Annotated in this window: 11 protein-coding genes and 1 pseudogene; 4 read left to right on the top strand and 8 right to left on the bottom strand. The window is 72.5% G+C overall.

The window, feature by feature from the left end; all coding sequences use genetic code 11:
* From ACWDBB_RS23860 to ACWDBB_RS23850, 3 genes are all read left to right on the top strand, one after another.
* A partial coding sequence (locus tag ACWDBB_RS23860; protein ID WP_449791538.1) for a hypothetical protein occupies positions 1–477 on the top strand: 477 nt, incomplete at its 5' end.
* 290 nt (positions 478–767) lie between these two features.
* Positions 768–935, top strand: coding sequence for a hypothetical protein (locus tag ACWDBB_RS23855; RefSeq protein WP_449791537.1), 168 nt, complete (start codon positions 768–770; stop codon positions 933–935).
* A 258-nt stretch (positions 936–1193) separates the two neighbouring features.
* Complete coding sequence (locus ACWDBB_RS23850) at positions 1194–1832, top strand: hypothetical protein (protein WP_449791536.1); 639 nt, start codon at positions 1194–1196, stop codon at positions 1830–1832.
* Positions 1833–1946: 114 nt separating this feature from the next.
* On the opposite strand, the gene ACWDBB_RS23845 is transcribed toward ACWDBB_RS23850, so the two are convergent.
* From ACWDBB_RS23845 to ACWDBB_RS23820, 6 genes and pseudogenes are all read right to left on the bottom strand, one after another.
* Complete coding sequence (locus tag ACWDBB_RS23845) at positions 1947–5591, bottom strand: WGR and DUF4132 domain-containing protein (RefSeq protein ID WP_449791535.1); 3645 nt, start codon at positions 5589–5591, stop codon at positions 1947–1949.
* A gap of 283 nt (positions 5592–5874) precedes the next feature.
* Positions 5875–6438 (bottom strand): hypothetical protein, encoded by a 564-nt coding sequence (locus tag ACWDBB_RS23840; protein WP_449791534.1) that lies wholly within the window; start codon positions 6436–6438, stop codon positions 5875–5877.
* On the bottom strand, positions 6435–8192 hold the full coding sequence (locus tag ACWDBB_RS23835; protein ID WP_449791533.1) for an alpha/beta hydrolase: 1758 nt from the start codon (positions 8190–8192) through the stop codon (positions 6435–6437). Before ACWDBB_RS23835 ends, ACWDBB_RS23840 begins: the two co-directional genes overlap by 4 nt.
* A 4-nt stretch (positions 8193–8196) precedes the next feature.
* A complete protein-coding gene (locus ACWDBB_RS23830) occupies positions 8197–8427 on the bottom strand; it encodes a hypothetical protein (protein ID WP_449791532.1) in 231 nt (76 codons plus the stop codon).
* A 389-nt stretch (positions 8428–8816) separates the two neighbouring features.
* Positions 8817–9839: a LacI family DNA-binding transcriptional regulator gene (locus ACWDBB_RS23825; protein WP_449791531.1), complete on the bottom strand. Its 1023-nt coding sequence runs from the start codon at positions 9837–9839 to the stop codon at positions 8817–8819.
* Between the two features lie 58 nt (positions 9840–9897).
* Positions 9898–10284 (bottom strand): annotated as a pseudogene (locus ACWDBB_RS23820) (sugar ABC transporter ATP-binding protein); the annotation flags it as partial.
* 236 nt (positions 10285–10520) lie between these two features.
* Between ACWDBB_RS23820 and ACWDBB_RS23815 the strand changes: the two are divergent.
* A complete protein-coding gene (locus ACWDBB_RS23815; protein ID WP_449791530.1) occupies positions 10521–11486 on the top strand; it encodes a carbohydrate kinase family protein in 966 nt (321 codons plus the stop codon).
* Between the two features lie 312 nt (positions 11487–11798).
* Here ACWDBB_RS23815 and ACWDBB_RS23810 read toward each other — a convergent pair whose 3' ends face one another.
* Together ACWDBB_RS23810 and ACWDBB_RS23805 are read right to left on the bottom strand one after the other, a co-directional pair.
* Positions 11799–12248: a hypothetical protein gene (locus ACWDBB_RS23810; RefSeq protein WP_449791529.1), complete on the bottom strand. Its 450-nt coding sequence runs from the start codon at positions 12246–12248 to the stop codon at positions 11799–11801.
* 50 nt (positions 12249–12298) lie between these two features.
* A complete protein-coding gene (locus ACWDBB_RS23805; RefSeq protein WP_449791528.1) occupies positions 12299–13684 on the bottom strand; it encodes a mucin-1 in 1386 nt (461 codons plus the stop codon).
* Positions 13685–13774: the final 90 nt, after the last annotated feature.

The following is a 13774-nucleotide window of genomic DNA, read 5'->3' as shown; positions in this document are numbered from 1 at the left end:
CTCCAGGACTGCGGACAGTCCGCCGTCCCCGCCGGCTGGGTGATCACCGCGATCCAGACCACCTCCGCCGCCTGTGGCACCTACGGGACGTACACGGTCGTCCAGTTGACGAACCAGACGAGCATCCAGGCCTGCGGGAACTCCCCGGTTCCGGCGGGCTGGGTGATCACGGCGATGCAGAACGGAGCGGGCTGCGGCAACTACCCGCTGTACTCGCTGCTGAAGGTCACGGACCAGACCACCCTCCAGGACTGCGGACAGTCCGCCGTCCCCGCCGGCTGGGTGATCACCGCGATCCAGACCACCTCCGCCGCCTGTGGCACCTACGGGACGTACACCATCGTCAAGGTCACCGACCAGACCAGCATGCAGGTCTGCGGGCCGTCCGCGATTCCGGCCGGCTGGGTCGTCACCAAGCAGGGCTCGGGTTCCCAGTGCGGCGTTTACGTCGTTTACACCATCACCAAGTCGTCCTGATCGCGGAGGTGTTCGATCGAACCCGCCCCCGGCCGCCCGGGGGCGCCGTCCAACCGGTAACTCCGCCGGGCTGCCCCGGACGCACCCGGGCCGGCTGTGGCCGGCGGCGGGTGGGTTCGGCCGGCAGGGCCTCGGCGGCGGCCGTCGCGACGACCTCGGCGACGGCGGCGGCACCTCACCCTCGCCGTGGTCCTCGACGCCCACCGCATGGTGGACGACCGGTGGCTGCCATCGCCAGGGTCGTGCACGGCCGCAGGCCGGGGTCGGTGATGCGTGCAAGGATCGCCGACATGACCGAGGAGACCTTCGACTGGCGCCCGTTCCTGACGCGGTGGAGCGAGGAAGGGGCCGGTACGTACGGGAGCCCGGACGAGCTTCCGGCCGTCGGCGACGAGACGGCCCGGCACGCGCGGTGGCTCGGCTGCGGGCCCGCGTCCGGGGCTGGGTGCGGAGCCTGACCTGACCGCTTCGAGGCGGCGGCCCCGCGCGTGGGAAGTCGACGGGCGGCCTTCCCGCGCGCGGGGTGGGAGCCGGTTCTTCCCGTCAAGGGCGGGATTGCGGGCATTGGACGCGCAGTTCCGGACAATATGGTGATGTGTCCATGCCGTGAGCAAATCAGCTGCGCCGACCCCGTTAGGGTCGTGGCAGCTCCACGAACCGGCACCGTACGGCCGTCGTGCGGTGCCGCACGGACCTGCCGATGGGACTGGTGTGACGTGATCAGAGGACATCACCGACTGCTGGACCGTTCGTCCTGGGCGGCCCTCCGGGGGCGGCTCGCCGCCGTGGCGGGGGTGGTCGCGCTGCTGGCGGCCGTCCTCACCGGCACCGCGGCGGGCACGGCGAGCGCCGCGCCCGCCGCGCCACCCGCTGCCTCCGTTTCCTCCGCCCCGTCCGCCCAACTGGCCGGCGCCGGCTGGATCTGCCGGGGGACGCCCGTGCCGCCCGGCTACGTCATCACCGTGTACGACGCCGGTCGCTGCAACGGAGCCGGCGGCTCCTACGTGCAGCCCGCGCAGGACCCGCTGTGGATCTGCGCCAGCTCGCCGATCCCGGCGGGCTACGTGCTCACCGACCACAACCCCAGCAGCAGCCCCTGTCTCGGCGACGCCTGGCTCATGCGGCTGGTCACGGACGGGATCTGGACCTGCGCGGGCTCGCCGATCCCGGCCGGGTACGTCATGACCGGCCACTACAGCACCGGCTGCCGCGGCATCGGCTCCTGGTTCCAGCAGCTGGCTGCGCCCGGGCTGTCGATCTGCCCCGGCAACGCGGTCCCGGCCGGCTACCACCTGGGCGCCTACAACAGTGCGGGCTGTGCGGGCCTGGGCTCCTGGGTCCTGCTCCGCAACTGACCCGGACCCGGGGGCGCCGCCCCGGCCCGCCCGGATTCCGGGTGCGGCACGGGGTGGCGTCCGGGCGCAATGGGCCACGGCACGGACGGTGAAGGGCGCGGCGGCGGGGTCACGTCACAGCGTGGTCAGCTCGGTGAGGTCGGCGATCACCTCGGAGGCGATCACCGGGTCGAGCTCGGCGAAGGTCGGGAAGGTGCGGTTGTGGGGCCAGTAGTCACCCGGGCGCCTGTCGAGCCACACCGTTTCCACCCGCTGCTCGGGGTAGGAGTCGAACATGCCGACCGCGATGCCTTCCTCCGGGGCGATCACCACGTAGAGGTCGGGCCCGACCCGGCGGGACAGCCACTGCTCGACGCCGTTGTCCTGGGGCTCGCCGCGCCGCCAGCCGCGCCGTTCCATGCCGACCAGCCGGGTGGTGGGCAGCACCGGACCGTTCTCGAAGCGGGACAGGCGGTGGCCGGCCCGCTCCTCGTCGGTCAGCGCGTGTACCGGGCGCCCGAGTTGATGGAACGGCTGCAGGATCTCGTAGTCGGCGAAGAGCTTCGACCAGTCGGCGAGGCCGTCGCCGAGCAGGAGCGGGTGCGCCAGCCGGACAGAGGCCGTGGCCGGCAGCGCGAAAGCCTTGTCCCGGACGTCCGCCAGGGTGCGGTCCTCGGCTACGCGGAACGCTGTCACCGTGCCGTCCGTCTCGGACAGCCACACCAGGCGGCGGACCAGGTGCCACAGCAGCGGATGCCCGACGAAGAGCTGGTTGAATTCCTCTGCCGTCCATGAGCGTTGGGTGACCATGGCCTCCTCCAGGCGGCGGATTTGGTCCCCTGCCGCCGTGCGGACGTCCTTCTTGAGCGCGGCGAAGCGCTTGCGCTCGGCGGGCGCCAGCTCGGCGTCGTCCCGTGCCCCCGGGGCGGGTAGGTCCTTGCGGCGGGCGCCGGCCGCGTCCAGCACGTACGGCTTGAGCTGCTCGTCAAAGCCGACCGTGAACGTCCGGGTGCCGTAGTCGATGACGGTGGTCCCGTCGGCGTCCAGCCCGAAGTCCGGGACCAGGCGGTCGGACAGCTGCTCCCCGGTCAGGCCGAGACCGGTTGCCACCTCGGAGATCTTCTCCTGGGCCCGGGTCTTGAGCGCCTTGAACTTCACCCGCTGCGCGATGCCGTGCAGGTGCAGCAGGGCCACATCGGTGCCGATGGCGGCCAGCACCTCCAGGCCGTCCACCGCGCGGTGGTGGGCCCCCTCGCCCGGCCAGGCGCGGAGCACCGGCGTCAGCCGGCGGACCGTGTCGTCGTCACCGAACCGGCCGAGTATGTGCAGCGCCCAGCCGTCCTGGGCGGGCATGCCGGCCAGTCGCCACTGCTCGAACACCGTCCAGCAGAACTCCGTCAGCGACCGCGGCTCGCACAACAGGGCCACCTGGTCGAGGCCCGGGTAGAACGCCCCGGGCGCGGACAGCGCGAGCATGGTGAGCACGTGCCGCACCGCCTCGGCGGGCAGGGCGCCCTCGCCGCCGCGCAGCAGCAGCTGCGGCAGCATCACCGGCTCCGTCCAGTCGCAGGGCGGGGGCAGCTTCGCCGGGAGCGCGGTCACCAGCGGGTCGGCCGACAGCAGTGCGCCCACGGCCTCCTCCGCCTTCGGCCCGTACTCGCCGGCCACCGCGCGCACCGCCGCCGCGCCGTGCGCCTCGGCGATCACCCGCAGGGCCTGCTCGGCGCCGTGCCGGGCCGGCCCGGTCTTCCCGAGCGCGGCGGGCACCAGCAGCCGGGCCGCGTCCACGCCGTGCCGGGTGAACCAGGAACGCGCTGTGCTCCCGGCCGATTTGAGGCGCAGCAGCCAGTCCGCCATGGTCTCGGCCACCCGGGCGTCCAGGTACGGAAGCAGCAGGGGCGCGTGCGTGGCCGGGTTCCCCAGCGCGGCGGCCCGGATCGGTTCGACGGCCTCTGTCCCGAAGCGGGCGGCGACCCGGCGCAGGGAGTCCCCGGAGTGCCAGATGCGCTCACTTGCGCGCCACTGCGCGAGCAGGGGCCGGGCCAACTCCTCATCGCCGTAGGCGAACAGCGCGAGTTCGGCGTGCTGTCCGCCGCGCAGCCGCGCGTCCTCGGGTTGCCCGATCCTGGCCCGGATCGTGGCCGCGACCCGCTGCCAGTCGTCGTCCGACCAGCTCGTGTACCAGGTTTCGGACGTCGCCGCCCACGCCTCGCGCTCACCCGGCAGCCACCGCATCTGCGGGTCCTGCGGCGCGCTGAGGCCGGTCAGCACGCGGGGCTTGCCGGCGGAGCGCGGCCGGGTCCACGGCGGGCTGGTGAACAGCTCCGGCAGCGAGTCGGGGCCGACCTCCGGCACCCGCTCGCCGAGGTCGGTGAGCGGCTCGACCAGGGCCGCCTGCTCCGGCGTCAGTTCCGGCAGCAGTTCGAGCGCGGTCGCGCGGTGGACGGCGACGTGGCCGGTGAGGAGCTGCCGGGCGAGCTGCTGAGTGGCCGGGTCGGTGGAGGCCGCCGCGGCCTCGGCGAGCAGGCGCAGGGCACGCCGGGGGAAGCGGCGGAGACCGGCCATGAGGGCGGCGCGGGTGGACTTGATGCCGTCCTGCTGGGCCAGTAGCCCCCGGAAGCCCTCGTCGGAGGGGAGCTCGGCGAGCGCGTCCAGGATCAGCTTCTTGCCGTCCTTGTGGTGGTAGCTGGTGGTCAGGTCGTGCAGCATCACCGGTGCTGCGTCGCCGCCGAGGCCCTCCGCCACGGTCGCGATGATCTCGGTGGACCAACCGTCATAACCCAGGCTCGGCAGCGGGGGGAGCTTCTCCAGCGGTTCCGCTGAGGAGAGCGAGCACAGCAGCATCGACCACTCGACGGCGGCCAGCCGGGAGCCCGACGCGACGCACTCCTCGACCCAGGCGGTCTCGGACGGCACCAGGTACGCCGCCACCACGAGGCGGGTCAGGTCGTTCCGGCAGCCCGCCAGGGCCTCGACCGCCGCGCGGTGGGTCTCCTCGTTGCAGTCCGCCAGCAGCGACCGGACCCGGTCCGCAGCGGGACGGTACGCGCCGTGCCTCTGGTCGGCCCCGCGCCGGACGCGGGGGTGGACGGACCTCTGGTGGATCCAGTCGGTCTCGACAGCCGTCGTGAACAGCTCGACGGTGGCCCTGGCCGCGAACGGCAGGCCGAACTCCGCCACCCAGGCGTCCACGGCCACGCGGACCCCGTTGTTGCTGCGATACGAGAAGACGGCGGCGAGCACGGCCGCACCGAGCGGGTCCCGGCTGCCGGACTGGTGGGCGCGGGCGGCCGTGACCAGCTCCGGGTCACTGTGCTCCGAGGTGAGCGTCTGCTCCAGCCAGTCCCCCATCTGCCGCAGCCCGTCGCGGTACGAGGTCACCGGCTCCTTCCCCGGCGCGGAGGGCTTGCGGGGAATGCCGCCCCGGCGCGGGACCAGCGCCCGACGCCAGGCGTCCGGCATGACGAAGACGTCCTCGTCCTCGGGACCGTCGGCCTCGGCCGTGGGCGCGGACACGCCGGGCCGCGCCACGGGCACCGGAACCGCTGCCGCACCGGGCTCCGTACCCGCCCCCGTACCGATCTCGCGGTAGCCCTTGCGCTCCTTCGCAGCGACCGCCTTGGCGAAGTGCGCCTGTGCCTCCTCCACGGTCGGGAACGCCTTGACCTGCTCCCGCCCGTCCGTACCGGACCGCCCGTACCGCACGGTCACCGCGACACCGTCGACCGCGGCCTCCCAGAACTTGTCCGAGCCGCCCTCGGCGAACTCCCAGCGCCGCACAGCCCCGCCCCTCTCCTCACACTGATGATCAGGAGGCGAACATTAGCGAGTCCCACCGACAAGTCCCGGCCGACCGCCCCCGCCCTCGCCTCCCCGCCGAAGTCACCGTGCGCCGGCGCCTCCTGCCTCAGCGAGCGGTGTACACGTCCTGGACGTATCGGCCGTCGTCGATCAGTGACTGGAGCCACATCTCGGCGTTGTCCTCCCGCATGTCGGAGGTGTGGCTCAGGTAGCTGCCGAACCCGCCCGGCCCGAGGAAGCCGGGCCGGGCGGGCTCCCGGTGTCAGTGCGACCAGTAGGGGTCGTCGACCGTCGCGCAGGTGGCGGCGTAGGCCTGCCCTCCCGGTCCGAACCTGTCGATCCACTCGCGATCGCCGATGTCGGTGACATTGAACACGGAAGCCCACACCTCGGCACAACCCTCCACTCCCGAGACGAACCGGAGGCTGAACCCTGAGCCCTTCACCTCCACCGAGCCCTTGTTGCGCTCGACCGAGTAGCCCTTCCCGGTCCAGAGTGCCTGGACGACGTCGAGCGGCTCCTGATTCCGGGTAGGGGTGATCCGCACTCGGGCCGCCTGGCGGGCGGACATCTCCGCCCGGCCCGTCCTCTTGCACCCGGACGTACCGCAGAGTCCGGTCAGGTCGGGGTCGCTTTCGTACCTCGCCACGGCCCACTGGAGCCCCGGGTGGAAGGCCCCCGCGACGTCGGCGAGCTCGGCCTCGATCCGGTGCTGTGCCTGGTCGACCGGCACGGTGGGTTCCTCGGGCTCCGGCCAGGCGTACCAGCCGACCAGGAGTGCCAGCAGTACCCCCGGTACGGCCATGCGCCATATCGCGGCCCTCACCTCGGATCCTCCCTGGTGATCGTGTTCCCGTGGCCGCTCACGATCTTCCCGATGTTGGAGAGCGAGTCGCCGCCCTTGTGGTCCTTCCCGAAGTAGTTGTCGTGGGAGTCGGTAGTGGTCCCGTCCGCCACCGAGAAGCGCTGTGCGCCGAAGCCCTGGCTTGCCGGGTCCGTGCCGTGCCACAACCCGTCGGGATTCGTGATCGCCTCGACTGCGGCCCAGCCGGGAATGAGCATCCCGGGAGCCGGCGCAGCCGCGACGGGGTCGTTCTTGGCCGTGCCGACGTACACGTGGTCCGCACCGATCCCGAGCTGCGATGCCTTGTCCACCCCGACTCCCGGGCTGCCGACCAGGACGACGTCGTCCACGGGCAGGCCACCGGGCTGCTGGGTCGCTTTCCCGACCACCAGGGAGCCGTAGCTGTGTCCCTGCGCGGTCATGTGCGCCGGCGCCTCCTCGTGGGTGGCCCGGAGTCCGGTGAGGAACTTGTTGTACGCGGCCCCGCCCTCCTCCGCCCGGTCCTGCATGAGGACCGAGGAGCCAGTGCCCTCCAGCTGCGGGGCGTCGTACCCCAGCCAGAACACGGACGCGACGCTCGGCGTCTCCTCGTTGTCCCCCGCACTGTTCACTGCGGAATCGTAGATGCGCTTCGCCGTCATGGCGTCGCCGCCTCCGACGCCTGCCAGGGTGCTGTTCAGCCCGGGCACCAACGACGAGACGTTCCGCGCCTTGTCCGGGTCACCCCAGGACACGATCGCGCGGCCCTGCCCCTGATCACCGATCCCCAACAACAGCAGCGGCGGCTCGGAGCCCGGCCCGCCACCACCTTCGAGCTTGCCGTCGAGCCGCCTCTGAATGGACTGGAAGCCGGTGAGCTTCTCCTGCAGGGCGTCGTGCTTGCGCTTCCACTCCGTGTAGTCGGGGTTCTCCACCGGCCCGCCGTTGGCCTCGGCGACGCTCAGGTACCTCGTCGGTTCGGGGCCGAGGTTGGCGAGTTGGGTCTCGCGGTCCTTGATCAGGTTCCTCAGGTTGACCCGGTTGGCCTGGTCGCGGACGGCCGCGGGTACGCCGTCGAGGTTGCCGATCTGGTCGGGGTGCTCGTGGATGAACGTCTGCTGCTCGGTGTCGGTGAGGCCGTCCCACCAGTTCTTGACGCTGGCCGGCTCGGTGCCTGCGGGCGGTATCTGCTCCCGCCCGGTCTGGGCGGCCAGGTCCTGGGCCACAGTGGCGGCGTCCAGGCCGGTGCCGTTGCCGGCGTTGGTCGCGAAGTGGTTCAGCCGCGCGCTGAGTTCCTGGTCCGCGTGGTCGGCCTCGTTGAGCGCGGCGGTGATGCGGTTGCTGATCGCTATGGCCGTCGTCTCGGCGCCGGCGCCCGCGTAGTTCGCGGACGTGGGCTCCTTGTCCCAGGTGATGGTGCCGTCGGGAGCGACGTTGAGCTTGGCGGCCTTGGCGTCGTCGAGGGCGTAGACCAGGTGGGACTGGGCCAGCGCGAACTGCTCGGCCGCCTTGGCGAGGGCCTTGCCGACGAGGTCCAGCTCGCTGTGCGCGGACTGGAGTTCGGTGCCCAGGAAGCGGATCCGGGCCTGGGCGTGGTCGGACGCGGTGCCGGTCCAGTGCGAGTTGGTGAGCCGGTCGGCGACCTCGTGCTGCCAGGACTCGATGTGCCGGCCGAACGCCGAGTAGAGCGTGTCGAAGGCGTTCTTCGCGATGGTGATGTTGATGATGTTGGCGTCGTACAGCGTCTTGATGTCCATCGGGCTACTCGGCAGCCTTCGCACTGGAGGGCTTCACGGGGCCCGGGACGACCGTCGTACCGAACGGGTCCGGCTCGTCCGGGACCGGGGCGGCCGGGTTGCGCATGCCGTTGTGGGCGTTCTGCTCGGCCTGACGGTAGTAGGTGGCCGTGGTGGCGAGCTTGGTGCCGACGTCGCCCATGTCACCGGCGAGCTGGTCCAGCAGCGTCTTCCAGTTGGCCCCGCAGTCGCGCACCGCCGCGGCCGTCAGCCACCCCTGCAGGGTGCCGGCGGCCTGGTTGCACGGCTCCGCGAGCTTCGACGTCTCGCCCGGTACCAGGCCCCCGATGTGCTGCGCGCTCTGTCCGCAGCCGTCCAGCCGCCTCAGGATCTGCCATGCATGCCCCCCATGCGTTCGGACTGACGACCGGCCAGTCCGTGTGTTCGAAAATCAACGACGCATGCTAACGGATCCTATACCGAGGAAGATCGACTGGTCGGCGTCCGCCGGGCGGTAGACGTGCTCGCGGGCGAGCAACTGCCCGGGATCTGCTGACGGAACGCGTTGTGACGCGGACGCACGACCGGGTGGGTGTGGTGTGCCGAAGGCCGGATGACGCAGGGCAACCGGCCGAATGAGGCCGGTCAGCGGTGGGGCGGGCGCTGTTCGCCCGAGCCGCGGGCGATGAGGCGGGTGTCGACCACTGTGGTGCGGGCCCGGCCGCGGTCGCCGTCGAGGCGGGCGAGGGCGGTGCGGGCGGCGGCGGCGCCGAGCGCGGCCGGGTCCTGGGCGACGACAGTGAGGGCGGGTTCCAGGATGTCGGCCAGGGGGATGTCGTCGAAGGCGACCAGGGCGACCTCGCGGCGCCGCGCGTGGGCGAGGGCGGAGACCGTCCCCATCACGGCGAAGTTGTTGGCGGCGAACAGTGCGGTCGGTGGTTCCGGGAGGGAGAGCAGCCGGTCGGTGGCGGCGGCCGCGTCCGGCTGGCCGTGGGCGCCGACCACCAGCGTTCGGTCGTACGGGAGGCCGGCGGCGGCCAGGGCGTCCTTGTAGCCGGCCAGGCGTTCTCGGCGGGTGTAGAGGGTGGCCGGAAGGTCGCCGATGAAGCCGATCCGGCGGTGGCCGTGGGCGATGAGGTGGGCGACGCCGGTGCGGGCGCCGTCCCGGTTGGAGGAGACCACGCAGTCGGCGGCCAGGCCGCTGCCGGGGCGGTCCAGGAAGACGACCGGCAGCCCGGTGATCCGGGCGGACCTGAGGTGGGCGTGGTCCGACCCGTCGGCCGGGACGACCATGAGCGCGCTGACCCGCCGGGCGAGGAAGGCGGCGATCAGGTCGCGCTCGCGGGCCGGGTCGTCGCCGGAGGAGCCGAGCAGCAGGGTCAGTCCGCGTTCGCGGACGGTGGACTCGATCCCGCCGGCCACCGTGCCGAAGAAGGGGTTGCCCATGTCCGGGACGACCAGGCCGACAGTGGTGTCCGGGCCGCCGGTGCGGATGTTGCGGGCCATCAGGTTGGGCTGGAAGCCGAGCCGTTCGACGGCGGCGAGCACCTTCTCTCGGGTCGAGGCGGAGGTCGGTCCGTCGTTGTTGAGCACCCGGGAGACCGTCTTGGCGCTCACGCCGACCTCCTGGGCGACGTCGTGCAGCGTCGGACGACGGGTCGAGGCCATGGACCACCGTTTCTGTCGGGCGGCGGCCCGGCCTCCGGCCCGGGCCGCCCAGGACTGCTCAGCTGGCGCGGACCCCGGCGGCCCTGGCGGCGTCGGCGTCCGCCACGACAGTACCGCTGCCGTCCTCGGCGACGGTGAGCGCACCGGTCATGATGGCCACCACCTCGGACATCGAGTGGTCGCCCGGCTTGGTCAGCGCGAGCGCGGCCCGCCGCCCGAGCCGGTGGACGTGGATCCGGTCCGCGATCTCGAAGACGTGCGGCATGTTGTGGCTGATCGGCACGACCGGCAGGCCCCGGTCCCGTACCCGTCGGATCAGGTCGAGTACCTGACCGGACTCCTTGACCCCGAGCGCCGCGGTCGGCTCGTCCATCACCACCACGCTGCGCGCCCAGGCCACCGAGCGGGCCACCGCGACGGCCTGCCGCTGGCCGCCGGAGAGGGTCGCGTGGGCTCCCTGATCTGCGTGGTGCGGAGGTCCCGAGGCGGGGTCAGGTCCGGCGGCCAGAAATGTCAACGTTGACACCAGCTTGCCGAGGATGATGAAGTCATCCCTGCGCGACGGGCAAGCCCTCTGGGCATAGCAACTGGGTAAAATGGTTGAAATCCGGTGAATCGGACCAGAGTTGACGCCCCGTTCCGCGCGACGTTCCGTCACCGGCCCATGAGAGGCGGTCCTTCGTGTCCCAGCGATTCGTCGCGGTCCTCGGCGAGTGCGTTGCCGACGCTTTCGCCGACCCGGCCGGCGCCCTTCCGGGTGAGCTGGCCCTGCGCGTGCTGCCCGGCGGCGGGCCGGCCAACACCGCCGTCGCGCTGGCCCGGCTCGGCACGCCCACGCGCTTCCTCGGCCGGATCTCCGCCGACGCCTTCGGTGGTCTGTTTCGCGCCCACCTGGGCTCTGCCGGGGTCGACCTGGGCGCGGTGGTGACGGCCGCCGAGCCGAGCGTGCTCGCCATCGCCACCGTGGACGGCCTCGGCCAGGCGCGCTACGCGTTCCACGCCGATCGGGCCGCCGACTGGCAGTGGAGCGCGGCCGAGCTGGCCGCCGTGCCTCTCGCCGACGCGAGCTGCCTGCACACCGGCTCGCTCGCGCTGGTCCGCGAGCCCGGCGGCGCCCTGGTCGAGCTGCTCCTCGAACGGGCGCGGGCCGGTCTCACCGTCTCGATCGACCCCAACGTCCGCCCGCAGCTGGTGGATCCGGATGTCTACCGGGCCCGGCTTGGCCGGTGGTGCGAGCTGGCGGACATCCTGCGGCTCAGCTCGGACGACCTGGAGCTGCTGCTGCCGGGCGTCTCGCCCGAACGGGCCTGTGACGGCTGGCACGCGGCCGGCGCCCGGCTGGTGGTGATCACCCTCGGCGGCGCGGGGGCGCTGGTCTCGCTGGACGGCGAGCGGGTGCGGGTGTCGGCACCCGAGGTCGCGGTGGTGGACACCGTCGGGGCGGGCGACTCGTTCACCGCCGGGCTGCTGCACCGCCTGGCGCACCTCGGCCGGCTCGGCGGCCGGCTGGCCGGACTGAGCCTCGCCGAGGCCGCCGCGGCGTGCCGCTTCGCCGCCGAGGTGGCGGCCCTGACCTGCTCGGTCACCGGCCCGAATCCGCCCTGGGCGGCGCAGCTCAACATACCCAGGCAGCGCAAGGGATCTTGACGTGAAGTCAAGGCAAGGCCGTCATCTTCCGCGGCCGCTGTCATCGATGACATGAGTAAACGATGACACCATTCCGGAGGAGCGCGCCCCCACCATGCCACTCCGCCGCCGTCCAGTACCTCGTCGGCGACTTCGACGGCACCAGCCGGGGCGGCCCTGGCGCCGGCCCCGACCTGCCGGTGCGCCACACCCGACTCCCGCTCCCGGTGAGCGGCGCGGCCCTGGAGATCAACGCCCGGCTGCGGGCCGGCACCGCCCGGGAGACTCCCGTCGCGAGTCCGGCAGGAGTCACCGGATCTCCGGTGCCGATGGTCAGACGCGGAGGACCTCCGGGCCGTGGGTCGAGATCTCGGCTGCCTGCCGGTCCGTCAGCCCGGTGTCGATGACCAGGATGTCGACGTCATCGAGCACGCCGAAGCGGGCGAAGTGCCGGACGCAGTACTTGGAGGAGTCGGCGACCAGCATCACCCGACGGGCACCGGCCACCATGGCGCGCTTGACGGCCGCCTCCGCCAGGTCGGGCGTGGAGAGCCCGACCTCGGGGGAGTGACCGTTGGTCGCGATGACCGCGACGTCGGCGTGGACGGCCGTTGTGCCCCACGGGCGCCGACGCCGTCCGCGCCGGTACGGCGCGGAGACCCCGCGCCGGCGGTTGTCACCGCGACGCTCAACGGTCGCACGGGCGCAGTGACCGACGACGGCGACGGCATGGTGCCCGTCCGGGACCTGCTCAATTCCGAAGTACTCCTGACAGGCCGTCATCTGTCCACAGCACCAGGCCGACTGGAGCCCGACACGGTCGTGCCGTTTGCTCATGGCAGTATCGCCGCCGCCGAAACGCCCGGGCCGTCCGCTGGGTGCACCTCCTCGTCGGCCGGGCCAGGCCAGATGGCCGAGATGTCGTCGCGGTGCTCGTGCGGCAGCAGTACCGGGCGTACGGACACCGGCTCGGTCGCGCCGCGCCGGGTCGCGGTCCAGGGGCAGCAGCGGCCGGTGTAGCTCATGGTGACCAGGACGAGGACCTCGTCCGCGTACACCTCGACGTACTCGCCGATCGTCAGGATCCGCAACGAGCTTGGCTCATGGCCGAGTTCGGCTTCACTGAGCAGGCTGCCGCCGGGGCCGTGCACCTGGACCCGGCCGTCCGTGCAGTCCACGGTCAGCGCCGGCTTGCCATCGTCGGACCGCAGGACGACCGAAGTCGGCCCGTCAATCGCCACGTCCCCCGCCGCGTGCAACACCGGCCGGTCGGTGGGCTGGCCGAGCCAGCGGTCCAGGCCGTGCCACCACTGCAGTCGAGGAGCAGCGCCGTCCGGAAGCACCAGGGCCTTCGGCTGGGCGAGCATGCCACGGCAGGACGCCCCCTGGTCCTGCAGTCCGACCCGGCGGGGCACGGTGTGCAGCACCACCCGGGTCCCGTCCGGAGCGCCTACCACGCGTGGTGCGTAGGCGCCGGACGGGCCGAGGGGGCCTCGGCGCTCCCATGGGCCGTCCAGGCGCGGCGCGGTCCAGGCTTCGACCTGCCGGGTGGCGCCGATGCTGCCGAGCAGCAGCCAGCCGTCGTCCACCCGTTCCAGCACCGGGCACTCCAGCTCGTCCACGTCCCCCGGAGAGATCAACGGCGGGTGCACCTCCCAGTGTTCGAGGTCCGTGGAGGTGGCCAGCCCGACGCAGCCGCTGCGTGCCACCGGGAGGGAGGCGTCGCTGGCGCAGACCACCATGGTCCAGCCGGTGCCGTCGTCGTTACGGACCACGAACGGGTCGCGCCAGGCCATACCCTCGCCGGTGCGGTACCAGCGCGCATCGGCGCGGACCACCGGCTCGGCGCCGTGCCGCCGCCACCCGGTGCCGTCCGTACGGTCCGACCAGGCCAGGCCCACCGCCTGAAGAGGCCAGCCGGCGGGCGTGAGTCCTGAGACGCCGGTGTAGAACATCGCCATCCCATCCCCGTGCGGGATGGGATGCATGGTCCACACGGCCTGCTGGTCGAAGCGGCCGGGCAGGCCGGCGCCGAACGCCGTGCCCTGGGCCTGCCACCGCACCAGGTCGCGGGAGGTGGCCCGGCCGTAGGAGGTCTCCATCCGGGTGGCGTCGAAGTGCTCCGTCCACGGGCCCTGGAGGTGCAGGACGGTGTAGCCCTCACCGTCCGGGAGCACGGCGAAGTCGTTGAGGCAGAGGCCGGGCGGTGCGTAGCGCAAGGAACAGCTCCTGTCGGGCGATGGAAGCAAGCGTGTGCGTACGGAAGTACCTCGCATCCTTGCCTCCGGTGAAGTGCCCTTAGTAGATCC

It is taken from the genome of Kitasatospora sp. NPDC001095, from assembly GCF_053598615.1.
The sequence above is the reverse complement of the archived record's forward strand: the minus strand, read 5'-3'. Positions and strand labels throughout refer to the sequence as shown.

Bases quoted from the DNA above. Each gene is read 5' to 3' on its own strand.
- ACWDBB_RS23855 (WP_449791537.1), top strand. From the start codon at position 768: ATGACCGAGGAGACCTTCGACTGGCGCCCGTTCCTGACGCGGTGGAGC.
- ACWDBB_RS23835 (WP_449791533.1), bottom strand. From the start codon at position 8,192: ATGGACATCAAGACGCTGTACGACGCCAACATCATCAACATCACCATC.
- ACWDBB_RS23825 (WP_449791531.1), bottom strand. From the start codon at position 9,839: ATGGCCTCGACCCGTCGTCCGACGCTGCACGACGTCGCCCAGGAGGTC.
- ACWDBB_RS23810 (WP_449791529.1), bottom strand. From the start codon at position 12,248: ATGACGGCCTGTCAGGAGTACTTCGGAATTGAGCAGGTCCCGGACGGG.